This window comes from Rhizobium skierniewicense, from assembly GCF_014196515.1.
Classification (GTDB): Bacteria; Pseudomonadota; Alphaproteobacteria; order Rhizobiales; family Rhizobiaceae; genus Agrobacterium; species Agrobacterium skierniewicense.
Genome location: NZ_JACIDV010000013.1, coordinates 85,477 through 110,418 on the forward strand (window position 1 = coordinate 85,477; position 24,942 = coordinate 110,418).

The following is a 24,942-nucleotide window of genomic DNA, read 5'->3' on the forward strand; positions in this document are numbered from 1 at the left end:
AACGACAATGCACAGGGAATATTGTGGGGTCAGGCGGAAGCCCGCCTGAACGACAGGCGGCGACCGAACACGTTCAGCGCCAGCCCCACGACCACAAGTGAGCTGCCGACGATCTCCAGCACGGTGATTTCTTCCGCAAAGGCGAAATACGCACCGAGGAAGCCAACGATGGGAACGAGTAATGAAAACGGCGCAACAGTGCCTGCGGGATATCGCAAAAGCAGAAAACTCCAGATGCCAGCACCGACTATGGTTGCTCCGTAGGCCATGTAGACGACGACAAGAACCGTTATCATATCGGCAGTCGCAAGGCCCGCCGAAATAGCCTGCGGACCTTCCAGTACAAGCGATAGCGCGACAAGCGGCAAAACGGGCACGAGGCTTGTCCAGGCGACAAACGAGATGGCATTCACACTGCCAACCTTGCGATTGACGATATTACCGATGGCCCAGCTAAACGCAGCACCAACACACATCAGCAGCGGCACCATGGCGTCGATATCAAGACGCTCGAGACCAATTACGGCCAAGCCGCTGAACGCGACGGCGGCGCCCGCAATGTGCGATCTCAAGGGAATTTCACCCAGCAACGTCACAGCCAGCGCCATGGTAAAGAACGCTTGCGACTGCATGACCAGTGACGCCAACCCTGCGGGAAGCCCCCATTTGATCGCCGTGTAGAGAAGCCCGAACTGCGCGCAGCCCATCACCATGCCGTAGACGATCATGTGCTTCCACGGAACTTTCGGGCGCGACATGAAGAATACAAGCGGCACGGCAGCGAAGAAGTATCGCAACGCCGTCAAAAACAAGGGCGGCATATCCATGACGCCGACCTTGATAACAACGAAGTTGAAGCCCCACAAAAACACGGTGATCAGGGCGAGAAAGATGTGCGGCACGGCCATTTTGTTTTATCCAATCGGGTGCCGCACGAGATTGCGGCGTTCTTAACCGGCGGCGCGCTTCCAACCCATGGTCAACAGGCCAGCCCCGATCAGCAGGCTTCCGCCTGTACGGTTGACGATACGCTGGACTCTGGGCTTTCGAATGGAATTGCGGGCCGCACTTGCCAGCAATCCATAAAGAGCCGCGTTAAAGGTAGCAAGCACAAGGAACGTGACTTCAAAGATCATCACCTGAGGCCAGAACGGCAGTGATGGCGTCAGAAACTGCGGCAGGAAGGCCAGCCAGTTTTCTATCGGCATGATGACATCCCTATTGATAATCATGAGGCGAGCTATCACGCCGAAAAGAGATCAAGCAGTAATTGAGAACTAAGCAGCTTTGTCGGTCAAAGGACGAATGTGTGGCTGATGCCGCGCCATAGCCTATGCCAAATCATAATTGGCCTGCATGGCAATCCACGCCTTGGCAGTGCTGACACCGGCCCGCTCCAAGCCTAGCGCAAGATCAGGGCTGATACGTGCGCGGCTATTTAAAACGCGGGACAAGGAGACGCGGGACGACATACCAAGCCTGCCTGCTACCTCGGTCACGGAAAGCTCAAGCGCGCCAACGACGTCTTCCCGCAAGAGTTCACCGGGATGAGCCGGAAATTTCATCATCATATCGCTCCTTCAGCGGTAATCCTGACGATCGACCTGATCGACATCATGATCAATGAACCGAAACGTCGCCTGCCAAATGAACAGCCTCCCGTGCCATCACAGTTCGGTGGGCGGATTGAGAACCATCGCCATCAGCACTTCATCGTAATAGGTTCGCCCGATTTTCAATGCGCGCCGTTCAAACCCATACTGCTCAAACCCCATCTTGATATACAGTTTGTGGGCAGCAAAGTTGGACGCACCGACACTAATCTTGACCTCTTCAACGAGCGGCTTGGCATAGTCCAATGCGTACTTGATGAGGGCAGCACCGACGCCCGAGCCGCGCATCTCTGGTCGCACATACATGCCCCAAATCGCGCCTTTATGCATGATCTTCAGCCCCGTCGAAATGTGAAGGCCAACGACGCCAACCATTTCATTCGTATCTGTGCGACGAGCACCAAAAACGTTTCCCTGTTCGAGGCGTCGAGCGAAGTCGGCAATCGACAACACGGCCTCGTCTTCAAACGAAGCACCGAACGCTTCCGGCTGTGCAGCCAAGCCTTCAAGACGAAGGTCGCGATAGGCCTGAGCGTCGGAGGCTAAAAGTTTATGTATGGAAGTCTGCATGGTAAATTCGCAATTCCAGCTTGATCACTCGAAAGCCTCCCCGGCCAGATGACGCCAGGGAGACACCCCCCTCAGAAGCGTGACGCCCAAGGGGGTATCAATGGTATTTCGGACCGATATTTGCTGGCAGGCAGACCAATGTCACGCCGCAGGTGGTCGGACAGATGCGAAACATGCTGTCTGGCATGCCTATGCTGCCAGGCGACGACCACCATGGTTTTGAATGTCGTCCAGACACCAAAATGCAGGAAGAGATCGTCGACAGCTTTCGAAACATCGTTTACACGTATAGATTGTTCATCGGACATAGGAAATCCATCCCGGCGCCACGAAGCTACCAGGTCCTTTTGCGATAGAAAAGACGTGCAGAACGACGGACGTGCAGATATGCAACGACACAATCGCTTTGCGACGAGTTTAGTTTGAGAAATGCCTAGAGGCAGAGAAAGGGCCGGTTAAACGGACCTTATCGGTAAGATGGCGTCATAATTCCGGTGAGGACCGGTACCATCGAACCTGCTACGCCAGAAAGGCGATGATGCATAAATGTATTCATAAGACGCCTCCTGTTGTTTGAGTTGCGAGCCTGTTTTTTTTGACACAGCTTTTTAGACAATTCAAGAGGTTCAATCGCGAATTGCAATCGATTAAACAAGAAGATGCAAAAATGCAACAATCGTCACGTGCGAGCGCCAACCTTCAATCCAAACCCCTGCAGCAGGCGTCGGGTCGTGAAGTCGGGCTGGCCGGATGTAAAAATCGCCGCGTCGAAGCCTTCGGGATGCTCTGCACCCTCCACAAGTTCGACTTTACGTCGCGCTTGACGGGCAATCGCCTCTGCCGGATCCAGCCAGTCGACCGGCCAAGGCGCAAGACGACGAAAGACGTTGGCCATGAAAGGGTAATGCGTACAGGCCAGCACAACGATATCGGTACGTCTGCCTTCTTCCTCGATGAAGCAAGGCGAAATTTCAGCCAGAACGGCCTCGTCCGGAACCAGCTCTCCCCTGATCCAAAATTCGGCCATGCGCGCCAGATTTTCGGACCCCACCAGACGCACATGGCACTGCGACGCGAAAGACTGAATGAGATCGCGCGTATAGGCACGCTTGACGGTACCGGGCGTGGCCAGCACGGACACGAGCCCTGAGCGGGTGCGCTCCGCCGCCGGCTTTACGGCTGGCACTGTGCCGACGAATGTCATCTTTGGAAACGTCGCACGCAAAGCCGCACCCGCCAGTGTAAACGCCGTGTTGCAGGCGACAATGCAGATTTCCGGTTGATGCGTATCGATCAAGGTCCCGAACAACGAAAGAAGCCGCTCGGTCAGCGCATCTTCCTCCCATCCGCCATAGGGAAAACCGGCGTCGTCAGCAACATAGACGAAGCTGCGCTCAGGCATCAGCACCCGTGCCTCGCGCAAAACGGTCAGTCCACCGATGCCGCTGTCGAAAACCAGCACCGGCTTGAGCGCCGTCTTCACGCTATCAGGCGTTATCGCCGTCATCTCTTGCATTGCTCCCCTCAGCGTAAGGACCGTTGCTGCCGCGTGGTGTCTGGCGGCCATATTTGTCGAACGTGCCGAACACACCGCGCAAGACGTTGATTTCCTGGGACGTCAGCGCCCGGCGCGATATGACGGCGCGCAGATTTTCGATCATCCGTTGCCGCTTGCCTTCAGGGCGAAAGTAACCCCGCGCGTCCAGCGCTTCTTCCATCTGGTCGAACAGGCCATAGAGCTGCTCTTTCGTTGCTTGGCTCTGCTCCAAAGGTTCGAACAATGTCTGGCTCAAATCCTCCATGCCGGACTTCATCCACTCATAGGACATCAGCAACACGGCCTGCGCGATGTTGAGCGAAGCGAAGGCCGGATTGACCGGAAAGGTCACGATCTCATCGGCCAGCGCAACCTCTTCATTGGTAAGTCCCCAGCGCTCACGACCAAACAGAATGCCGGTTTTCTCGCCAGACCTGAATTTCGTCCGCAAGGTTTCGGCCGCAACCACGGGCGCGCGCACCGGCTTGAAACCGTAGCGCTCGCGCGCAGTCGTCGCATAGGTGAATTGCAGGTCGGACGTCGCTTCCTCAATGGTCGCGAACACCTGCGTTCTATCGATCACGTGATCGGCCTTGGACGCCGCCGCCCGGGCCTTCTCGCTCGGCCAGCCATCGCGCGGATTGACGAGGCGCAATTCCGCCAAGCCGAAATTGGCCATGGCACGCGCCACCATGCCGATGTTTTCACCCAGCTGAGGTTCAACGAGAATGATCGCCGGACCTTCTGCGAGAAGCTCCAGCTCGCTATTTGTGCCTGCCATGGTCGCCTTCCAATATTTCGGCGTTTCACTGGCACAGTTTTCCGGACAAATCAAAGGCAGCGGCGGCCAAATGCCGCTTATTCGCCCTTGATGATGTTCGTCATCTCCTGAAGCAGGGAATCGCGGCCCTCGTCGCCAACCCGGTGAATGTCGTTGATCACAGGCCTACCGTCTTCTTCGATCACGTCGAAATTGACCTGATCGACGGTCGACTTCATCTCGGCTTCATCCATGCAAGCCCAAAGCTTGAACGTCACGGTGACATCCGTCACGCCGTCCTTTGCGGGTGCCGGTGTGATGTTCACGTCCTGCAGCGGGCAGCCATCCTGAGAATTGGTCACCACGTCGTAGCCGAAGGGGTCGCCCTTATCGCCGCTTTCGACTTCCGACGCTGGCTTCTTGGACGCTTCGCGGTATTGCGCGACGAATGCCTTACTGAACAACGTGGTCAGCAGATCCTCGTCGAAGATATACTTCCAGTCATCCGCCTCGCCCGACCAGTTCTTGACGGTGATGTCCATCACCTTCTTGACCGGCTCCGTCGGGTCTGCCGCAAAGGCGTTGGTCGCAAAGAGAAGAGCCGCAGTGGCGAGCAGAATTTTCCGCATGATGATGTCCTGGAATAAGGCTTACACGACGTAAGCGATTCGCCAGACTTTAATTCGCCGATGGGTTTTGGCAACGCGTTTCAGGTTGTTTTAGAACCAAAAAAACATGTGCATGGCTTTGCCTTCGCCGCGCACGATGCTATAGCCCCACGGGATATTTTTTGCATATAGCGCCCTCCCGGCGCAATCGTTCTCGAAGGTGAGGAATTCATGACAAAGATCAAGGTAGCCAATCCGGTCGTCGATCTCGACGGCGACGAAATGACCCGTATCATCTGGCAGCTCATCAAGGACAAGCTGATCCTGCCATACCTCGATCTCGATATCGAATATTACGATCTTTCCGTTGAAAACCGCGATGCTACCAACGACCAGGTAACGGTCGATGCGGCCCACGCCATCAAAAAGCACGGCGTCGGCATCAAGTGCGCGACAATCACGCCAGACGAAGATCGCGTCAAGGAATTCAACCTCAAGCAGATGTGGAAGAGCCCGAACGGCACGATCCGCAACATTCTCGGCGGCGTTATCTTCCGCGAGCCGATCATCTGCAAGAACGTTCCGCGCCTTGTTCCAGGCTGGACCAAGCCCATCGTCGTCGGTCGCCACGCTTTTGGTGACCAGTACAAGGCAACGGACTTCAAGTTCCCCGGCAAGGGCAAGCTGACCATCAAGTTCGTCGGTGAAGACGGTGAAGTCATCGAGAAGGACGTGTTCGACGCGCCCGGCGCTGGCGTGGCCATGGCCATGTACAATTTGGATGAGTCGATCCGCGAATTCGCCCGCGCATCCATGAACTACGGCCTGATGCGCAAGTGGCCTGTCTACCTGTCCACGAAGAACACCATCCTCAAGGCCTATGACGGCCGTTTCAAGGATCTGTTCGAAGAAATCTACCAGACGGAATTCAAGGCGAAGTTCGACGAAATCGGCATCACCTATGAACACCGCCTCATCGACGACATGGTCGCATCCGCGCTCAAGTGGTCCGGCGGTTATGTCTGGGCGTGCAAGAACTACGACGGCGACGTCCAGTCCGATACGGTTGCGCAGGGCTTCGGTTCGCTTGGCCTGATGACCTCAGTCCTCCTGTCGCCAGATGGTCGCACGGTTGAAGCAGAAGCCGCACATGGCACGGTCACGCGCCACTACCGTCAGCACCAGAAGGGCCAGGAAACCTCGACCAACTCCATCGCGTCGATCTTCGCCTGGAGCCGTGGCCTTGCCCACCGCGCCAAGCTGGATGACAACGCGGAACTGGCGAAGTTTGCAGCCACGCTCGAAACCGTCTGCGTCCAAACCGTCGAAGCCGGTTACATGACCAAGGATCTGGCGCTGCTCATCGGCCCAGACCAGCCCTGGCTGTCCACGACTGCCTTCCTCGACAAGATCGACGAAAACCTTAAAGTAGCCATGGCTGCCTGATCGACAGCCCTAACCTTTGAACACGAAAACCCGGCCCTCACGCCGGGTTTTCTTTTGCGCACCGGCAATATCTTGATTGCCTCGCACGACGGGCGCAAAACGCATCCTGAGGAAAACGGCGCTAACGAGGGAGACGCAAACTATGAGTGAACTGATATTCTACACCAACCCCATGTCACGTGGTCGTATCGTCCGCTGGATGCTCGAAGAAACCGGGGCACCGTACAAAACGGAATATCTGGGATATGGTAGTGCGATGAAGTCCGACGCCTACAAGCGTATCAATCCCATGGGCAAGGTTCCCGCCATCAGGCATGGCGATACGGTGGTCACCGAATCGGCTGCAATCTGTGCTTACCTGGCTGACGCCTTTCCCGAGGCGGGGCTTGCACCACCGACCACGGACCGTGGCAACTATTATCGCTGGTTTTTCTTTGCAGCCGGCCCGCTTGAAATGAGCTCGACCACTCGAGCCCTTGGCTTTGACATCACCCCCGATAAAGAGCGCATGGCTGGCTGCGGCGCCCATCGCGATGTGCTGGATGCGCTCGAACATGGTCTGAAGGCGAACCGCTTCATCGCGGGCGATCAGTTTACGGCTGCCGATGTCTACGTCGGATCACAGATCATCTGGGGTATACAGTTCGGGAGCCTCGAGAGACGCGGACGTTTTATGGAGTATCTCAAAGATCTTCACGAACGTCCTGCCTATCAGCGTGCAACGAAGATAGACACGGACGCGGCAAACGCCCATCGTACCGCCATGTAGAGCACCTATAATCTAACGAGGTCAGCCTGAACCAACGCCCCTCTTATCTCTCGGGGCTAAGTGGGCAGAAGCCCACTTCGTATTCGCAGGATCAGCCCGCCAACGCCGCAGCGACAGCCTCGATTGCTTCGCTGGCCTTTGCGCCATCCGGACCACCGGCCTGCGCCATATCAGGCCGACCACCGCCGCCTTTACCGCCCAAAGCGGCAGACGCGGCTCGCACGAGGTCAACCGCACTGAAGCGCGACGTCAGGTCCTCGGTCACGGCAGCCACAGCGCTGGCCTTGCCATCGTCAGACACGGCGATCAGCAACACGACACCGGAACCCAAACCGGTCTTGGCTTCGTCTGCCAAGCTTTTGAGGTCCTTCGCATCGATGCCAGACAACGACTTGGCAAGAAACTTCACGCCGCCGATGTCTTTCACATCGCCAGCAGAACCCTCAGCCGAACCGCCGCCCATGGCCAGCTTCCGGCGGGCTTCCGTCAGCTCACGTTCCAGTTTCTTGCGCTCATCAACAAGGCTTTCGACGCGGGTCAGGACCTCGGAAGGTTGAACCTTCAGCGATGACGCCAGCGCTTTGACACGTTCATCCTGTTCGGCCAGATAGGCCAGAGCCCCGGCGCCAGTCACCGCTTCGATACGGCGTACACCGGCACTCACAGCGCTATCGCCCAGAACGCGCACGAGACCGATCTGGCCGGTCGCCGCAACATGCGTGCCACCGCAAAGCTCGACGGAGTAAGGACGGTTTGCCTTGGCACCATGAATGCCTGTGCCCATGGATACAACACGAACTTCATCGCCATATTTCTCGCCAAACAGAGCCATGGCGCCTTCGGCAATGGCATCGTCGACGCTCATCAGACGGGTCACGACGGGCGAGTTCTGAAGGATGATCTCGTTTGCCATATCCTCAACGATCTTCAACTCCTCTGATGACATGGGCTTGGGGTGAGACACGTCGAAGCGCAGGCGTTCCGGTGCAACCAGAGACCCCTTCTGGGCGACGTGCGTGCCAAGAACTTCGCGGAGCGCTTCGTGCAACAGATGCGTTGCGGAATGGTTGGCACGCAGGCGCGACCGGCGGTCGTGATCGACGGTCAGCTCAACCTCGTCGCCGACCTTCAGGCCACCCTTTGCTATCGTGCCGATATGCGAAAACAGGCCTTCGCCCTTCTTGTGCGTATCGGTCACCGTGAAGGTGCCCTCGTCGGAGGCGATAATGCCGGTATCACCCATCTGGCCACCGGACTCGCCATAGAACGGCGTCTGGTTGACAACAATCTGAACGGTCTCGCCCTCGGTCGCACTTTCCACCGCCTTGCCATCCTTGACGATAGCCAAAACGACGCCCTCTGCGGTCTCTGTATCGTAGCCGAGAAACTCCGTCGCGCCGTGCTTCTCCTTAAGCTCGAACCACACGGTTTCTGTGGCCCTGTCGCCGGAACCCGTCCAGTGCGACCGAGCCTCAGCCTTCTGCCGTTCCATAGCCTCGGTAAAACCTGAGACGTCGACGCCGATTTCACGGGCGCGAAGCGCGTCCTGCGTCAAATCAAGCGGAAAGCCATAGGTGTCGTGAAGCTTGAAGGCAGTTTCGCCATCCAGCATATCGCCCTTGTGGAGGGTAGATGTTGCATCGGACAACAGCGTCAGGCCACGAGCGAGCGTCTTGCGGAAACGGGTTTCTTCCAGCTTCAGCGTCTCGGAAATCAGCGCTTCAGCGCGTACCAGTTCGGGATAGGCGCGGCCCATCTGCTGGATAAGGGCTGGTAGCAACGTCCAGATCAACGGCTCGCGCGAACCCAGCAATTCGGCGTGACGCATGGCACGGCGCATGATGCGGCGCAGAACGTAGCCGCGACCTTCGTTCGACGGCAGAACGCCATCGGCAATCAGGAACGCGGTGGAGCGCAAATGATCGGCGATGATGCGATGGCTCGCACGGTTTTCACCTTCGGCTGGAACGCCGGTCGCTTCCACGGAAGCGGAAATCAGTGCCCGGAACAGGTCCGTATCGTAATTGTCGTGCTTGCCCTGAAGCAGCGCGGAAATACGCTCGAGGCCCATTCCGGTATCGATGGATGGGCGCGGCAGGTCGATGCGCTCGTCCTTCGTCACCTGCTCATACTGCATGAAGACGAGGTTCCAGATTTCGATGAACCGGTCGCCGTCTTCATCGGCAGAGCCTGGAGGTCCACCCCAGATATGGTCGCCATGGTCGTAAAAGATTTCCGAACAGGGACCACAAGGGCCGGTATCGCCCATCGCCCAGAAATTGTCGCTGGTTGGGATGCGAATGATGCGATCATCGGAGAACCCGGCAATCTTCTTCCACAGGTTAAAGGCCTCGTCGTCTGTGTGATAAACAGTGACCAGCAGGCGGTTCTTATCGATGCCGAATTCACCGGTGATCAGGTTCCAGGCGTGGGTAATCGCCTCTTCCTTGAAGTAATCACCAAAGGAGAAATTGCCGAGCATTTCAAAGAAGGTGTGGTGACGGGCGGTATAGCCAACATTGTCGAGGTCATTATGCTTGCCACCGGCGCGCACGCATTTCTGAGACGACGCAGCCGTAGAGTACGGGCGGCTCTCAAGACCTGTAAAAACGTTCTTGAACTGGACCATGCCGGCATTGGTAAACATCAGCGTCGGGTCGTTGCGCGGAACGAGCGGGCTGGATGGCACGATCTCGTGGCCGTTCTTCTTGAAGTAGTCGAGGAAGGTCGACCGGATCTCGTTTACACCGCTCATAAGAAGTCCTTCATTTCCACGCGATCACGCTGCCATAGCATAAAAAACACTGGCTTTTATCGTTCACCATCCTGCCTGTCCAGCCAAAGAGGGCGGCGTTACGGCACAAATAAAGGCCGCGCGACACAATCGCACGGCCTTTGATGTTCAAACGTTCAAATACTGCCTCAACCTAAGGTTCGGCAAAGCCGGATCAAGCGTCAGGATCGACGCCATCGGCATCCGCTTCAGGTCCACCATTCTGGAGGAACTTCTCAGCGATCAAACCGGCATTCTGGCGCAATGCCAATTCGATTTCCTCAGCAACGGCCGGATTTTCCTTGAGGAACGTTTTCGCGTTCTCTCGGCCCTGCCCCAGACGTTGGCTCTTGTAGGAGAACCAAGCACCCGCCTTTTCGACGAGACCAGCCTTCACGCCCAGATCCACCAACTCGCCGGTCTTCGAAACGCCTTCGCCATACATGATGTCGAACTCGACCTGCTTGAAGGGAGGGGCCATCTTGTTCTTGACGACCTTGACGCGGGTCTGGTTGCCGACAACCTCTTCGCGGTCCTTGACCGCGCCGATGCGGCGAATATCAAGGCGAACCGATGCGTAGAACTTCAGTGCATTGCCGCCAGTCGTCACTTCGGGCGAACCGTAGGAAATACCGATCTTCATACGGATCTGGTTGATGAAGATGACCATCGTCTTCGATTTGGAAATGGACGCCGTCAGCTTGCGCAGCGCCTGGCTCATCAACCGGGCCTGGAGGCCCGGAAGGCTATCGCCCATCTCGCCTTCAATTTCCGCACGCGGCGTCAACGCCGCAACAGAATCGATAACAAGAACATCGACCGCACCGGAACGCACCAGCGTGTCGGTGATTTCGAGCGCCTGTTCACCCGTATCAGGCTGCGAGATCAGCAGGTTATGAAGGTCAACGCCCAGCTTGCGGGCATAGACCGGATCGAGCGCATGCTCGGCATCCACGAAGGCGCAAATGCCGCCCTTTTTCTGCGCTTCCGCAATCGTCTGCAACGCCAACGTTGTCTTACCGGAACTTTCCGGTCCATAAATTTCGATGATGCGGCCCTTGGGCAAACCGCCAATGCCAAGTGCGACATCGAGGCTGAGCGACCCTGTAGAAACGGTCTCGACCTCAACGATACTTTCATTGGAACCGAGCTTCATGATCGATCCCTTGCCGAACGAACGTTCGATCTGGGAAAGCGCCGCTTCCAGTGCCTTGCTTTTATCCACTGCTTTGTCCTCTACAAGACGCAAAGAATTTTGTGCCATCTGGAACCACCTTTAGGTTATTGAAGCCGCACAGGCAATGAAGCTCTCTATGGCCGTTTTGTACTTTATTTGTTCTCATTTCACAAGGAGCCATCATCATATTGAAAACAAATATGGATAAGTCCTTTGTTCTACTTTTGTTTTTCTTTTCGCCTGTTGAAGAAAATGGCTGGTACGACCGTGTTTTGAACAGTGAAAATGCACGAATCGGAAGCCATGTGACCGATCCGCAGAGGAAGTTGATGTGAAGAAAATACTCGTTCTGGGCGGCGCCCACATTGACCGGCGAGGCATGATAGAAGCCGAGACCATAGCCGGTGCCAGCAATCCCGGCGCATGGATGGAAGAGGCGGGCGGCGGCGGGTTCAACGCGGCTCGCAACCTCTCGCGTCTCGGTTTCACCGTCAGGATCATCGCGCCGCGCGGCGGCGATGCCAATGGCGAGACCGTATCGGCGGCGGCGCGCGACGCGGGCGTCGAAGACACGCCGTTTACATTTCTGGATCGCCGCACGCCGAGTTACACCGCCATCCTGGAGCGCGACGGCAATCTTGTGATCGCCATCGCGGATATGGACCTCTACAGACTCTTTACGCCGCGTCGCCTGCGGGTGCGCGCCGTTCGAGACGCGATCATGGCGACAGACGTCATCCTGTGTGATGCCAACCTTCCGCAAGATACGTTGCAGGCGATCGGTATTGCCGCGCGTGCCTGTGAAAAGCCTTTGGCCGCCATCGCCATATCGCCTGCCAAGGTCGCAAGACTGAGAGCTGCCTTGCAGGATATCGACATGCTCTTCATGAACGAGGCTGAAGCAAAGGCGCTGACCGGGCAGAGCGTGAGAGACGTGCGGGAGTGGCCGCAGCGCCTGAAAGACATCGGCCTTCGGGGCGGCGTCGTTACCAGCGGTGCACGCCGCGTCGTTGCTTTCTCCGAACGGGAAACCGCCCTCCTCCATCCGCCGCTGATCGAAGCCGTACGCGATGTGACGGGTGCTGGCGACGCCATGGCGTCAGGTTATCTGGCAGCGATCACCCATGGCCAGCCTCCATCGCAAGCGTTGCGCTGGGGCGCTGCCGCTGCAGCCATCACCGTCCAGTCCGTGAGCGCCACAGCCGAAGAATTGAACGACCAAAGTCTGCGCGCAATGCTGCACCTTGTGCCAGCACCGGAAATGTTGTGAAGAGACCTTTGAAATAGATCGGAAGAACCAATGACAAAATCCACGAGCCAGCTTTTGCCCATCGCCTATTCGACCGAAGTCGCCGCCGCCAAGCAGCGCGGCGCGCCCATCGTCGCGCTCGAATCCACCATCATCACCCACGGCATGCCCTACCCCGGCAATATCCAGATGGCGGAAAGCGTCGAGCAGATCATCCGCGATCAAGGTGCAGTTCCTGCCACCATCGCCGTCATCCACGGCACCTTGCATATCGGCCTCGAAAAGCATGAACTCGAGGCACTGGCGCAAACGACCGATGCCATGAAAGTGTCGCGCGCCGATATCGCCTTCGCGATCGCAGAACGCCGCACGGGTGCAACGACGGTTGCCGCCACGATGATCGCGGCAGAGCATGCGGGTATCAAGGTCTTTGCGACCGGCGGCATCGGCGGCGTCCATCGCGGCGCAGAGACAAGCTTCGATATTTCCGCAGATCTCACCGAACTTGCCAGAACCGCTGTCATCGTTGTTTGCGCAGGCGCCAAAGCCATTCTCGATGTGCCCAAGACCCTCGAAGTGCTGGAAACAAACGGCGTCCCGGTCGTCACCTTCGGATCGACGGAGTTTCCGGCATTCTGGTCACGCGCATCGGGCCTCAAGAGCCCGCTGTCTCTTAACAGCCCGGCTGCAATTGCCAACTTCCAATCCACGCGTGAACAGCTGGGCATCGATGGCGGCATGCTGATTGCCAACCCCGTTCCGGAAGAGGACGAGATTTCCAGCGAAGAGATGGAAATCTACATCACCCGCGCTTTGTCTCACGCTGAGGAGGACGAGATTGCCGGCAAGGCCGTGACGCCTTATCTCCTGTCAAAAATCTTCGATATTACCGAGGGCCGCAGCCTGGAAACGAATATTGCCCTGGTGCGCAACAACGCCCGCCTTGCAGCCGAGATCGCTGTCGCCCTCGCTTGAGGTTACACACGTTCAAAAAAAACAAAGCCCGGAAACCTCTCGGTTTCCGGGCTTTTTATTGGCGTGAGCCAGTCAGTTCTGAGCGACAGGCTTCACGAGCGACGTGATACGGCGGATCGTCACACGACGATTTTCCTGCGAAGGGCCGAGCGTCTGGACCTTGAGGAAACGCTCGCCGTAACCCTGCGTCGTCAGATTTTCCGGCGGAATGCCGTAGACATCCGTCATGACGTTGGCGACGGATGCAGCGCGCTCGTCGGAGAGGACGAGGTTGCTTTCATCGTTGCCGACCGCATCCGTATGACCTTCGATCAGGAAGGTTTCCGCAGGGTTGTTCTTCAGAACCTTGCCGATCGCATCTGCTACCTTCCGCAATGACTGCGCCTGGCTCATCGGAATTTCCGCACTGCCGGTCGCAAAGGTGATCGTATCGAGGTCGATACGGCGAACCTTGTCACGGATACGAGCGGAGTAGCGTACCTCATCCATCGTGTAGACGCGCTCGACGGGTTCGACTGGCGGCTGCTCGAGGAAGCGGTAATAGTCGCGGTCCGGTTCGCTGGAGGTGTCGATAATGTAGTCGTCGACCGGAATACGCAGGCGCATCGGGGGCAGATCGAGGCCAGGGTCGCGATAGACATATTCGCGGTCTGGCTGATCGACAAGTTCCGGTGCATAGAACAGCACATATTCACGTCCACGGCTGTCGATGCGCGAACGCTGGATGACGTCGCCATAGCGGTTGCGCACAGTCACGACCTGCGTGCCATCGGAACGTTCCACCGTTTCGCGGTAACGATCGTCCGGCAGTCGTTCGTAGTACGGCTTGGCACCATCGCGAATGAAGCGGTCGTTATCATTGCCGCGAACGACGACGCGGTCACCGTACTGCATGAAGACGCGGTCGCCCATGTCGCGATCCCGTGGTCCACCGCGTGGCATGTCACGCGGCTGCCATTCACGCACACCCTCAGGGCGATCATAGTCAGGGCGTTCGTTGATCCGCTCACCTTGAATGTTGGTAATTGCCTGAATGTTGATTTGCGGCGCGGGGTTGCTGCCACGCGCGACCGATTGTGCTTCAGCGTCCGATGTTGGCACCTTGTAATCCTGAACGGCTTCACGTTCCTGACGGCGCTGGTTGCGTGACTGCTGGTTGCCAGAGCGTTCGGCTTCCTTGTCACTATCGAGAACAGCTGCACCCTTGTCGACAGGCAGAATGACCGTGTCGGCCGACTGGGATGGGTCCTTGGCAACCGCGCGAGCCCTGTCCAGTTCCTGCTTCGTGGAAGCGGGAGCCTCCTGCTGCGGGGTCACAATCTGCTGCGGTACAGGTTCACCTGCAGGCGCCTGTCCTGTGGCTGCGCCGTTTTCGAGTTTCGGTGCGGCATCGGGCAATGGCGGCTGTTCACCCACTGCGCCACGTGGCGGGCGGGGCTGCTCGGATGGCTGCTGGCCAGGTGCAGGGTTTGGCTGTTCGGCAGGCTTTGGCGAACGGCCGGGCGTCGTTGGCTCGGTTGGAACCGGAGCGGCCTTGGCATCGGGTTCAGGTGCTGCTGGCTTTTTGCCGGGAACGGCTGGCTTCTCAGGATTTGCTTCTCCGGCAGCGGGCGCTGGTTCCTGGGCCGCACGCGGACGCTCGCCGTCTGGACGCGGCTTCTGCTCACCCTCTGCGGCTGGCTTCTGCTCACCCTGCTGACGACGCGGACGCTCCTGCTGCTGCTCGGGCTGAGCCTGCGCTGGTGCGGCGTCCGGCTGAGCATCGCGACGCGGGCGCTCGGGGCGAGCCTCGCCTTCGGTCGCTGGCTGCTGCGCCCGGCGCTGCTGTTCAGGCTGGGCTTCTGCGGGTGCAGCATCGGGCTTCGCCTCACCGCGCGCGGGCCGCTCTGGTTCTTTCTGAGGTTCGCCTGCGCTTTCCGGTGCTGCTTCACGACGTGGTGCCGGCGCCTCTTCTTTGCTTTGCCGCGGCGCTTCTTCCGCAGGCTTTTCAGCCTTTGGTTCCTCGCCACGCGGCTTTTCAGCTTTCGGCTCTTCGGGTTGCTGTTCCGCCTGACGCTTCTTTAAAGGCTCTTCCGCAGAGGGTTCCGCCTGGGCCAAAAGCACGGGTACACCATCCGCCCTGACAACGGCGGGGGGAGACATGAATTGGGCTGCACCACCGGACACGGCGAGAGCGGGTTCCGCCGCAATCGCAAACGACATAAGGGGGAAAACCACCCCGGTCAGCAGCTTGTTTTTCTTGAGCATCATAGTTCCTCGCCTAAAAATAGTCATGTGCCGCTTGTCCCACGGCATTTTTACAAAATGTTTCTGCACATACGGGCGGTGAACAACGCGCGGATGGCAGTGAAGTTCCGATGATGAAGGAGCTGTTGTGTACCGGAAATGAACAGATAAAGGCCTTTTCGTGAACTGTTTGTGGCGTTCTGTGCAGTGCGAAACGATTAGGGTTGCATTTCTTAGACAAGGATAAGACTATCCGCCAAGCGCGGCCAACAGCACTTGAGGCAAGGTGGTCTCGCGACACATTCCCGCACGGAAAAAACAAACAAACCGTGCGGCAGACACGCCGAAAGAGAGGATCTCAATGCGTATTTCCACCCGTCTGCTTGCAGCAGCATCCATTGCTGCTATCTCGCTGTTCTCCGGTGCCGCCATGGCGCAGGACAAGCTGGTCATCGGCACGGAAGGCGCCTACCCACCCTTCAACGTTCTTGAAGCAGACGGCACGCTGACCGGCTTCGACATCGACATCGCCAAGGCACTTTGCGTTGAAATGAAGACCGAGTGCACCTTCGTCACCAATGATTGGGACGGCATCATCCCCGCCCTTCAGTCGAAGAAGTTCGACGCCATCGTGGCGTCCATGTCGATCACGCCGGAACGTCTTGAGAAGGTCGACTTCTCCAAGAAATATTACAACACACCACCAGCCATCGCCGTACCGAAGGACAGCACAGTCAAATCGGTCGAGGACCTCAAAGGCAAGACGATCGGCGCGCAGGGCTCCACAACCCACGCAAACTATGCCGAAAAGCATCTGGCTGATTCCGAGTTGAAGCTCTATCCGACAGCTGACGAATACAAGCTCGACATCACTAACGGCCGTATCGATGGCGTCATCGACGATATCGTCGTTCTGACCGAATGGGTCAAATCCGATGCAGGCGCTTGCTGCAAAATCCTGACGCCGATGCCGGTTGATGAAGCCATCAACGGCATGGGAGCAGGCATCGCTGTTCGCAAGGGCGATACCGCGCTGGCTGACAAGTTCACGGCTGCAATTGCCGCCATTCGCGCCAACGGCGAATATAAGAAGATCAACGACAAGTACTTTGAGTTTGACGCCTACGGCAAGTAAGCGGTTGTTCTGTTGAAATATCGTGGCGGAAGGCTTGCCCTTCCGCCATTTTTGTTTGAAAACACAATCATAAAACAATACGAAGCAAGCGGCAAAGACCGCAGGGGAAATTGGCATGAGCGGAGCATTTTCCGCCGTAGGTTCGTTCTGGACCTATCTGACGTATCTCTTCGATCCCTTTTGCGGGCCGGTCGGCATCTTCTCCCTTTTTGGCAACGGCACGCTCGTCGCCTGTGGCGATGCGGGCTGGGGCGATGAAATCGCTTTCGGCGTCAAGATCACCATGTCGGTCGCACTCGCAACCCTGCCCGTTGGCCTCACTCTCGGCTTCCTCATTGCCCTTGCAGCCCAATCCAGCGAAAAGTCGCTGAGGCTTGCTGCTGGCATTTACACCACGATTTTTCGCGGCCTGCCCGAATTGCTGACGCTGTTCATCGTCTACTATGGCATCCAGATGCTGTTGCAGTCCATCGGTGGCTATATCGGCTTCACCGGTCCCATCGAAATCAACGCTTTCGTTGCGGGCATGATTGCGCTTTCGGTGGTCTTTTCGTCTTACGCATCGGAAGTCCTGCTGTCTGCGTTTCGCGCCATTCCCAAAGGGCAGTATGAGGCAGGCGATGCGCTTGGGCTGCCGCGCAGCCGCACCATGGTCCTCATCATCATCCCGCAACTGGTCCGCATCGCCCTGCCCGGCATGACGAACCTTTGGATGATTCTGCTGAAGGACACGTCCTACGTCTCGATCATCGGTCTCTCTGACATTCTGAGACAAACGGGCATCGCAGCCCGCGTCAGCAAGGAAGCCTTCTTCTTCTACGGTATTGCCTGCCTGCTTTATCTCATGCTCGCCCTGATCTCATCCTTCGGCCTCGGTTTCATCGACCGGTGGTCGCGCCGTTCGGAGGCGCGCCGATGAGCCACGCCGAGCACCTCATTGCGGCGCGCCCTGCCCCGCCCGCCGCCGCCAAGCCGCTGTCGCTCTCAAAGATCGTCGGCGTAGGATTCTCGAGCCTGTGGTTGCTTCTGGCGCTGGGTCTCGTTTACAGCCTGATCGCTGATTGGGATGTGGACAAATTCACGCGCTACGGCCCGCGCTATCTCGACGGCCTTCTGACGACCATAACGCTGGTCGGCATCTCCATCATGCTGGGCGCGCTGCTATCGCTGCCGTTGGCGTTCGCGCGCATGTCGAGAAACCGCATTATCGGAACGCTGGCCTACACCTACGTCTATGTCTTCCGCAGCACGCCGCTTCTGGCACAACTCTTTCTCATCTATTACGGCCTGGGAAGTTTCCGACCGCAGATGGAAACAGTTGGCCTTTGGTGGTTTTTCCGCGAGGCATGGTATTGCGGTCTCCTGTCGCTCACGCTCAACACCGCCGCCTATCAGGCCGAAATCCTGCGCGGGGCGATCCAGAGCGTTCCAAAAGGCCAGCTCGAAGGGGCAGCGTCGCTTGGTATTTCCAAGGGCGTTACGTTCTGGAAAGTCGTACTACCGCAAGCCCTCATCGTGGCACTGCGCCCCTATGGCAATGAAATCATTCTGATGATCAAAGGCTCGGCTGTCGTTTCCATCGTCACCGTCTATGACCTGATGGGCCAGACCCGCTATGCGTTTTCCCGCACCTTCGATTACCAAACCTATCTCTGGGCGGCGATCTTCTACCTCTCAATGGTCGAGATCTTGCGCCACGCATGGGCATGGCTGGAAGCGCGCCTGACGCGGCACCTGATACGATAGCGCTGGCAGCACTCTCCAGAGATGGATGCTAACACCATGAAAATTAATAGAATTTTGTGACAATCGCCGATTTTGGCAAGGTTCGGTTAACCCTGTCATGTTCCCATGGTTGTCGATACCACATCAGGTATCGGCGACCACCAACGACGGGAGCAGATGCGATGAACAAAGACATGGAAATGATGTTGAAGGGCTATGGCGTGACCACAGCCGAAATTCTCTACCGCATGCCGGATCATCCCACCCTGTTGCAGACCTACCTTTGGCAAAACTACGATCTCGCGCCAGATTTCCCTGAAATGCAAGGCTTTCTGAAGTTCTGGAAGGAAAAGCTGGACGGCCCTCTCCATTCGGTTCGCTACGTTCACCGTCAGCTGATTTCGGCGCAGGAATGGCGGTCGCTGAAGGGTGAGTTCATCCTTCACTGATCAAAACAAGGATTGCACCTGACGGCATTGGCGACTAAGCAGGCTTCGGATTTCAGCCAAAACCCGGATGCCTGCCATGACCAAAAACCAGAAGATCGATGAAGACGCTCTTGCAGAAGCCTATAATCGCGCTCTTGCCCTGGAAAAGTCGGGTGACATTGACGCAGCGGTGAAAGCCTACGAAGACGTTTTGGCAATTGACCCGGAAGACCATGGCGGGGCCGCGGTCCGCATCGCCTCCATGGGGCGCGGTGAAACGCCGCCCAAGGCACCGGATGCCTATGTCGAAACCCTGTTCGACCAGCAGGCGGAAGCCTTCGAGGACATCCTTGTGGAACAGTTGGGCTACGCAGTGCCGATGGTGGTTCGCCAGCGCCTGCAAACACTCGAACTCGGGCCGTTCAAGCGCGTCCTCGATCTCGGCTGCGGCACCGGACTGACCGGAGAAGCCCTGCGCGACATGGCCGACGATATCACCGGCATTGACCTCTCGGAAAACATGGTCGAAATCGCCCACGAGAAAGACCTCTACGAGACGCTCTATGTCGCGGAAGTCGAAGACTTCCTGGAAGACAACGATGACGAGCCCTTCGACCTGATCACCGCAACCGACGTCCTGCCCTATCTCGGCGCACTCGAGCCGCTCTTCTTCGGTGCCTCGGAAAATATGGAGGATGGGGGCCTGTTCATCTTCTCGTCGGAAACACTGCCCGACGACGCGCTTGCCGGTCGCCCCTATATGGTCGGCCCCCACCAGCGTTTCGCCCATTCGGAAACCTATATCCGCGAACGCCTCGCCGCGACCGGCTTCGACATCATCGAAGTCACTGACATCAACGTTCGCATGCAGGACGGCCATCCGACACCGGGCCATCTCGTGATCGCAAAACTCAAGGGCTGATGCGGCCCAAGGCCTTGACCGCTGGTTCCCGCATCTGGTGCGGGAAACCACTTTGAGAGGCAGAGCCTGTTCAGATCACTCTTCGCCAGACTTCGCGTTGTCCAGAAGCATGTAATCCAGCGGCAGCTCGGTCGTATATTTGATCTGCTCCATAGCGAAGACGGACGACACGTCACGAATTTCGATCTTGGCGATCATGCGCTTGTAGAAGGCGTCATAGGCGGCAATGTCAGGCACGACGACGCGCAACAGATAGTCCACGTCACCGCTCATGCGGTAGAACTCGACGACTTCAGGAAACTCGGAAACGACCTCGGAAAAGCGCTTCAACCATTCGATCGAATGGGATGCGGTGCGGATCGATACGAAAACCGTAACTTTGGTGTTGACCTTGGCGGCATCCAGAATGGCCACGCGGCGGCGGATGACACCATCCTCTTCCATTTTCTGGATACGACGCCAGCACGGCGTCGTGGAAAGTCCCACTTTCTTGGCCAGATCGGCGACAGCCAGCGTGGAGTCTTCTTGCAGAATACGTAGTATTTTTCGGTCGAGACGGTCCAATCTACTCTCCTCCAGAATTATTTTCCTCTGTTTACACTAAAAAAAAGAGAAAAAAAGAAATTTGTTTCAAATCCGAAGCCTTTCCACACTCTGTCGCAGCACGGGCAACAACTCGTCCTCAAACCAGACATTCTGACGTAACCATGCGCTATTGCGCCAGCTCGGATGCGGTAGCGGCAGCACGGGTAGGCCATGATTGGAATACAGCGTGCTGCGCCAATTCTGTACTGTCTGCGTCATTGTCTTCATCCGGTGCGCACCCAGATGCCAGGCCTGCGCATATTGGCCGATGGCAAGAATCAGTTCGATCTGCGGCATCGCGCTCATAACCGTTTCTCGCCATTGCGGCGCGCACTCACGCCGGGGCGGCAAGTCGCTGCCTTTGGTGTCATAGCCGGGAAAACAGAAGCCCATCGGTACGATCGCAAACACATTCCGATCATAGAAGGTCTCACGGCTGACATTCAGCCAGTCGCGCAAACGGTTTCCCGAGGCATCATCGAATGGCAGCCCGCTTTCATGCACACGCAAACCCGGCGCCTGTCCCGCAATCAGAATTCTTGCCATAGAAGAAATGACAGCGACGGGCCGAGGCTCATGCGGCAAGCGGTCATCCATTCCTTTCAGCGGTGCGTCGCGACAGATCCGACATCGCGCGATGTCACGCCGCAATGCTTCCATTGCCTGCTCCTGCTCTGCCCTCACCACCATTTCCTGACCCTACCAACCCAAAACGTGACGAACCACACTCAGCACCCCGGCAAGCGGCAGGTCCATATCGGCAGCCTTGTGCTCTCGCCGCCAGTCTCTGGGTTGCTCGAAGGTTCCCGACCAAATTCCTGCACGCCGCGCCTGCGCCTGGCTCTGTTCGTCGCCGAACAGGAAATATTCCGTTGTAACGGCAAGACCCGCCGCCACCACCTGCCCCGCCACATCCTGATCATTCACCGTGCAGCGCACCAGCAAACGCTTGTATTTGTCACGGTCGTTACCCGCACACTCGACGTCTCCGCTCTGAATGACAGCAGTGAGATAGGCCTTGGCTTCCCGACCGCAGTCCCACTCGCCCTTCTCGCTCTGGCAGCTTTGGCGCATCTCGGGCGCGTCGATACCAAGCAGCCGAAACCGTTTGTCACCGAGCCCAAGAGTGTCCCCATCGACAGCATAGAAGCGACCGGCGAACCGTTCGTCGTTCGCGCCGTCCAGCCGCGCAGCAATCAGGATGCCCAGCACCATCATGAGAATGAAGATCAGCCCGTCCCTGATGGGCCTGAAACCGCGGCCTGACTTTCGTCTCATGTAAGAACAAACCCTTTTTATAAATGGCAAACAAATCCTTTAGCAGCAGCATCTTCTTAAGATTTTCCGTCTAGCCTGCAAGTCCATGCATTATCCGCGTTGTGTACAATGAGTAAGAGCGCTAGCACCACTGCCGACAAGAATATCGTCGACCGGTCCCGGACGCGGCGCAACAAGGCTGTGTTCGACACGGTCAGGTTGACGCGTGAGCGCTTGCAATATGGCCCTGTAGGCACAAGTGTCTTCGAGCGCGACATGCTGCAGATGCACGTGGTCGAAACGTTGCAAAGCGCAACGATCATGCCTCTTTTCATCGTGCTGGCAACAGGCGTCGGCATCTATATCAGTCGCGATCCGCAAATTGTTGGCTGGGCTGTGCTTGCCTTGTCTGCCCACGCGCTGGCGCTGTTCTTTGCGCGAAAAGCGTCGCGCCAGGATCTCAACCCCACAAACCTGAACACCTGGCACAACATTTTCCTCGCCACGCAGATCATGATCGGCCTGATGTGGGTTTTGTTTGCGCTTCAGAAAATCGCGCCCGGCGACCCCTCGCTCATCATGTTCTACAAGGGATCGACCCTGTTGATCGCTTTATCGATCACTTCGATGTCGAGCTCTCTGTTGCGCCGCTCGATGCTGATGACCTTTCTACCGGTGCTCGTTGCACTGGGCGTAACGGCAGCAATCTCGCGAAATCCGATGGAAATCGGCCTTGCACTGATGTTTTCCATGGCCATGCTGTTTTGCCACCACGTGACCAAACGGCTCTATCTTTCCAACCTGAAGCTGCTGTCCTACCAGTCCGAAAAGGACGATCTGATTGCGGAGCTGGAAGTGGCCAAGTCCATGTCAGACGAGGCCCGCCGTCGCGCCGAAGAAGCCAACATGGCAAAGTCGCGCTTTCTGGCGTCCATGTCGCATGAACTGCGCACACCGCTCAACGCCATCCTCGGGTTTTCCGAAGTAATGGCGTCGGAAGTCCTGGGGCCGCTAAACAATCCGCTCTACAAGGAATATTCCGGCGATATCCACCGCTCCGGCCAGCATCTTCTCGACCTGATCAACGAGATCCTCGATCTGTCCCGCATCGAAGCCGGCCGTTACGACCTGCAAGAAGAGGCAATAGGGATTCTGGAGATTGCGGAGGATTGCGTGGGCATGATCCAGTTGCGCGCTCGCGCCAAGAACATCCGCATTTCCCAGCACTTCGAAAACACCCTGCCCCATGTCTGGGCAGACGAGAAGGCCATGCGCCAGGTGATTTTGAACCTGCTGTCGAACGCCGTGAAGTTCACCCCGCAGGGCGGTGAAATCTCGATCAAGGCGGGCTGGACAGCCAGCGGTGGCCAATATGTGTCCATCAAGGACAATGGTCCCGGCATTCCCGAAGATGAGATTCCTGTTGTCCTGTCAGCCTTTGGACAGGGTTCGATCGCCATCAAGAGCGCCGAACAGGGAACGGGCCTTGGCCTTCCCATCGTTCAGGCCATTCTGTCCAAGCATGACGGCCAGTTCGTGCTGAAGTCCAGACTGCGCGAGGGCACCGAGGTCATCGCAATCCTGCCGGCCAAACGGGTGCTTCAAAGCATTCCCGCTGTCGAGGACGTTCCCGTCGTCCAGCCGCGCAGACGTTCTTTCGCTTAAAGCAGAACGATGGACAGGAAGAACGTGTCCACGAGCGAATAGAGCAGGAAGCCGCCATTGGCCAGCAGCATGCAGAAGACTGCAAAGGAACCGAGATCCTTGGCATGCCGGGCCGCAGACGAGAACTCCGGCGACACTCGGTCAACGATCTCCTCGATGGCCGTATTGAGCGCTTCTACGGCAAACAGAACCAGCGTCAGTCCTGCGAAAACCATGTAATGCGCAAGCGGCGCATCGATGACACTCAACAGCACCAGCCCTCCCCCGAAGGCCAGCACCTCATGGCGAAACGCAGCCTCCTGCCATAGGCGCGCAAGCCCTTGGGCTGAATAACGTGCGGCGGCAAATAGGTGTCTGAAGCCGGTCTCTTTTTGAAAGACCGGTTCTGTCGGAGGCGGGATGTTGAGTTTGTCCATCGTGATCTCAGTGGTCGGTGCGGGTATCGACACCCGCCGCTGCAAAGGTCGCCATGCCGGAATGACACGCTGCCGCAGATTTGACGATACCGGCGGCCAGTGCTGCACCCGTGCCCTCGCCCAAGCGCATGCCGAGCGCCAGAAGCGGCGTCTTGCCGAGCTTCTCGACAGCGGCAAGATGCCCCGGCTCACCTGATACATGGCCGATCAGACAATGGTCGAGTGCTGCCGGATTGGCAGCCTTGAGCAGTGCCGCTGCCGCCGTTGCGACATAACCATCGATCAGAACCGGGATTTTCTCTACCCGGGCCGCCAGAATGGCACCCGCCATCGCAGCGATTTCGCGACCACCCAGACGGCGCATGATTTCCAGCGGGTCGGACAGATGATCCCTGTGGAATTCGACGGCCGCTTTGACGGCGGCAATCTTGCGCGCCATGACATCGCCTTCCGAACCTGTGCCGGGACCAGTCCACTCCTCGGCGGTGCCGCCATAAAGAGCCAGATTGATCGCAGCGGCAATCGTGGTGTTACCGATGCCCATTTCGCCGATACACAGAAGATCGGTGCCACCGGCAATCGCTTCCATGCCAAACGCCATCGTGGCGGCACAGTCGCGCTCGGAAAGCGCTGGTTCGCAGGTGATGTCACCCGTCGGATAATCCAGCGCCAGATCGAAAATCTTCAAACCAAGATCGTGGGTAACGCAAATCTGGTTGATGGCGGCGCCACCGGCGGCGAAGTTTTCCACCATCTGCTGCGTGACAGAGGATGGATAAGGCGTGACGCCGTGACGGGTCACGCCATGGTTTCCGGCGAAGATCGCCACCAGCGGGCGGTTCACGGCGGGCGCGCGCCCTGACCACGCCGCCAGCCACATCGCGATTTCCTCAAGACGTCCCAGCGAACCGGCGGGCTTGGTCAATTGCGCATTGCGCTCCTTGGCGGCAACCAGCGCGAAGGTATCAGGCCCCGGCAAATCGCGCAGCAGCGTACGAAAATCATCAAAAGGCAATCCGCTCATGCTCATGTGACAGGTCTTTCTGGTCGCGCCGGACGCTTGTATTTTCCGGCAAATCGGTCTTTGTTGCGCTTCTCATAATCGG

At 57.6% G+C, this 24,942-nt stretch carries 24 protein-coding genes and 1 pseudogene; 10 read left to right on the forward strand and 15 right to left on the reverse strand.

The genetic code is table 11. From position 1 onward, the window contains the following. Positions 1-29: 29 nt before the first annotated feature. From GGQ73_RS18810 to GGQ73_RS18840, 7 genes and pseudogenes are all read right to left on the reverse strand, one after another. Positions 30-908, reverse strand: coding sequence for an EamA family transporter (locus GGQ73_RS18810; RefSeq protein ID WP_183897413.1), 879 nt, complete (start codon positions 906-908; stop codon positions 30-32). Positions 909-950: 42 nt separating this feature from the next. Further along, positions 951-1,193: pseudogene (locus GGQ73_RS18815) on the reverse strand (LysE family translocator); the annotation flags it as partial. A gap of 138 nt (positions 1,194-1,331) precedes the next feature. Then, entirely contained in the window at positions 1,332-1,568 is a 237-nt protein-coding gene (locus GGQ73_RS18820; RefSeq protein WP_183897414.1) for a HigA family addiction module antitoxin, read from the reverse strand. Between the two features lie 99 nt (positions 1,569-1,667). After that, a complete protein-coding gene (locus GGQ73_RS18825; RefSeq protein WP_183897415.1) occupies positions 1,668-2,183 on the reverse strand; it encodes a GNAT family N-acetyltransferase in 516 nt (171 codons plus the stop codon). Between the two features lie 679 nt (positions 2,184-2,862). Continuing rightward, complete coding sequence (gene murI / locus GGQ73_RS18830) at positions 2,863-3,690, reverse strand: glutamate racemase (protein WP_183897416.1); 828 nt, start codon at positions 3,688-3,690, stop codon at positions 2,863-2,865. Beyond that, a complete protein-coding gene (locus GGQ73_RS18835; RefSeq protein WP_183897417.1) occupies positions 3,671-4,501 on the reverse strand; it encodes an RNA methyltransferase in 831 nt (276 codons plus the stop codon). Before GGQ73_RS18835 ends, murI begins: the two co-directional genes overlap by 20 nt. Positions 4,502-4,578: 77 nt before the next feature. Beyond that, the gene (locus tag GGQ73_RS18840) at positions 4,579-5,109 is read right to left on the reverse strand and encodes a hypothetical protein (RefSeq protein ID WP_183897418.1); all 531 of its coding nucleotides are present in this window, start codon (positions 5,107-5,109) and stop codon (positions 4,579-4,581) included. Positions 5,110-5,319: 210 nt separating this feature from the next. Here GGQ73_RS18840 and GGQ73_RS18845 point away from each other — a divergent pair, with 210 nt between their 5' ends. Together GGQ73_RS18845 and GGQ73_RS18850 are read left to right on the forward strand one after the other, a co-directional pair. Further along, positions 5,320-6,534, forward strand: a complete 1,215-nt coding sequence (locus GGQ73_RS18845) for an NADP-dependent isocitrate dehydrogenase (RefSeq protein WP_183897419.1) — start codon at positions 5,320-5,322, stop codon at positions 6,532-6,534. A gap of 142 nt (positions 6,535-6,676) precedes the next feature. Continuing rightward, positions 6,677-7,303, forward strand: a complete 627-nt coding sequence (locus GGQ73_RS18850; RefSeq protein WP_183897420.1) for a glutathione S-transferase family protein — start codon at positions 6,677-6,679, stop codon at positions 7,301-7,303. A 91-nt stretch (positions 7,304-7,394) separates the two neighbouring features. Here the strand turns inward: GGQ73_RS18850 and alaS are convergent, their stop codons facing one another. Beyond that, entirely contained in the window at positions 7,395-10,058 is a 2,664-nt protein-coding gene (gene alaS, locus GGQ73_RS18855; protein ID WP_183897421.1) for an alanine--tRNA ligase, read from the reverse strand. Positions 10,059-10,251: 193 nt separating this feature from the next. Continuing rightward, on the reverse strand, positions 10,252-11,340 hold the full coding sequence (gene recA, locus GGQ73_RS18860) for a recombinase RecA (RefSeq protein ID WP_042619314.1): 1,089 nt from the start codon (positions 11,338-11,340) through the stop codon (positions 10,252-10,254). Between the two features lie 244 nt (positions 11,341-11,584). On the opposite strand from recA, the gene GGQ73_RS18865 reads away from it, so the two are divergent. Both GGQ73_RS18865 and GGQ73_RS18870 read left to right on the forward strand, forming a co-directional pair. Next, positions 11,585-12,523 (forward strand): carbohydrate kinase family protein, encoded by a 939-nt coding sequence (locus GGQ73_RS18865; RefSeq protein WP_183897422.1) that lies wholly within the window; start codon positions 11,585-11,587, stop codon positions 12,521-12,523. A gap of 30 nt (positions 12,524-12,553) precedes the next feature. Continuing rightward, complete coding sequence (locus tag GGQ73_RS18870) at positions 12,554-13,477, forward strand: pseudouridine-5'-phosphate glycosidase (protein WP_183897423.1); 924 nt, start codon at positions 12,554-12,556, stop codon at positions 13,475-13,477. A 72-nt stretch (positions 13,478-13,549) separates the two neighbouring features. Here the strand turns inward: GGQ73_RS18870 and GGQ73_RS18875 are convergent, their stop codons facing one another. Continuing rightward, positions 13,550-15,724 (reverse strand): OmpA family protein, encoded by a 2,175-nt coding sequence (locus GGQ73_RS18875; protein WP_183897424.1) that lies wholly within the window; start codon positions 15,722-15,724, stop codon positions 13,550-13,552. A 340-nt stretch (positions 15,725-16,064) separates the two neighbouring features. On the opposite strand from GGQ73_RS18875, the gene GGQ73_RS18880 reads away from it, so the two are divergent. The 5 genes from GGQ73_RS18880 (at position 16,065) to GGQ73_RS18900 (ending at position 19,913) form a co-directional block, all read left to right on the forward strand. Beyond that, complete coding sequence (locus GGQ73_RS18880; protein ID WP_174153092.1) at positions 16,065-16,838, forward strand: ABC transporter substrate-binding protein; 774 nt, start codon at positions 16,065-16,067, stop codon at positions 16,836-16,838. Positions 16,839-16,953: 115 nt separating this feature from the next. Then, on the forward strand, positions 16,954-17,757 hold the full coding sequence (locus tag GGQ73_RS18885; RefSeq protein WP_183897425.1) for an ABC transporter permease: 804 nt from the start codon (positions 16,954-16,956) through the stop codon (positions 17,755-17,757). Next, entirely contained in the window at positions 17,754-18,584 is an 831-nt protein-coding gene (locus GGQ73_RS18890) for an ABC transporter permease (protein WP_183897426.1), read from the forward strand. The genes GGQ73_RS18885 and GGQ73_RS18890 overlap by 4 nt, the downstream gene beginning before the upstream one ends. A 161-nt stretch (positions 18,585-18,745) precedes the next feature. Then, positions 18,746-19,012 carry an usg protein gene (locus GGQ73_RS18895; RefSeq protein ID WP_045230319.1) on the forward strand — a complete coding sequence of 89 codons (267 nt, stop codon included), beginning with the start codon at positions 18,746-18,748 and terminating at the stop codon, positions 19,010-19,012. A 76-nt stretch (positions 19,013-19,088) separates the two neighbouring features. Then, positions 19,089-19,913 carry a class I SAM-dependent DNA methyltransferase gene (locus GGQ73_RS18900; RefSeq protein ID WP_183897427.1) on the forward strand — a complete coding sequence of 275 codons (825 nt, stop codon included), beginning with the start codon at positions 19,089-19,091 and terminating at the stop codon, positions 19,911-19,913. Between the two features lie 75 nt (positions 19,914-19,988). Here GGQ73_RS18900 and GGQ73_RS18905 read toward each other — a convergent pair whose 3' ends face one another. The 3 genes from GGQ73_RS18905 to GGQ73_RS18915 all read right to left on the reverse strand — a co-directional run bounded on the left by GGQ73_RS18905 (position 19,989) and on the right by GGQ73_RS18915 (position 21,776). Continuing rightward, positions 19,989-20,477 carry an Lrp/AsnC family transcriptional regulator gene (locus GGQ73_RS18905; protein ID WP_045230318.1) on the reverse strand — a complete coding sequence of 163 codons (489 nt, stop codon included), beginning with the start codon at positions 20,475-20,477 and terminating at the stop codon, positions 19,989-19,991. A gap of 66 nt (positions 20,478-20,543) precedes the next feature. Further along, positions 20,544-21,188 carry a uracil-DNA glycosylase family protein gene (locus GGQ73_RS18910; RefSeq protein WP_183897428.1) on the reverse strand — a complete coding sequence of 215 codons (645 nt, stop codon included), beginning with the start codon at positions 21,186-21,188 and terminating at the stop codon, positions 20,544-20,546. 9 nt (positions 21,189-21,197) lie between these two features. Continuing rightward, positions 21,198-21,776, reverse strand: coding sequence for a thermonuclease family protein (locus GGQ73_RS18915; protein ID WP_183897429.1), 579 nt, complete (start codon positions 21,774-21,776; stop codon positions 21,198-21,200). A gap of 108 nt (positions 21,777-21,884) precedes the next feature. Between GGQ73_RS18915 and GGQ73_RS18920 the strand changes: the two genes are divergently transcribed. Continuing rightward, positions 21,885-23,420, forward strand: coding sequence for a sensor histidine kinase (locus GGQ73_RS18920; RefSeq protein WP_183897430.1), 1,536 nt, complete (start codon positions 21,885-21,887; stop codon positions 23,418-23,420). Here GGQ73_RS18920 and GGQ73_RS18925 read toward each other — a convergent pair. After that, positions 23,417-23,836, reverse strand: coding sequence for a diacylglycerol kinase (locus GGQ73_RS18925; protein WP_183897431.1), 420 nt, complete (start codon positions 23,834-23,836; stop codon positions 23,417-23,419). The two genes, GGQ73_RS18920 and GGQ73_RS18925, sit on opposite strands and share 4 nt — an antisense overlap. 7 nt (positions 23,837-23,843) lie before the next feature. Beyond that, entirely contained in the window at positions 23,844-24,866 is a 1,023-nt protein-coding gene (gene cobT, locus GGQ73_RS18930) for a nicotinate-nucleotide--dimethylbenzimidazole phosphoribosyltransferase (protein WP_174153084.1), read from the reverse strand. Positions 24,867-24,942 lie beyond the last annotated feature (76 nt).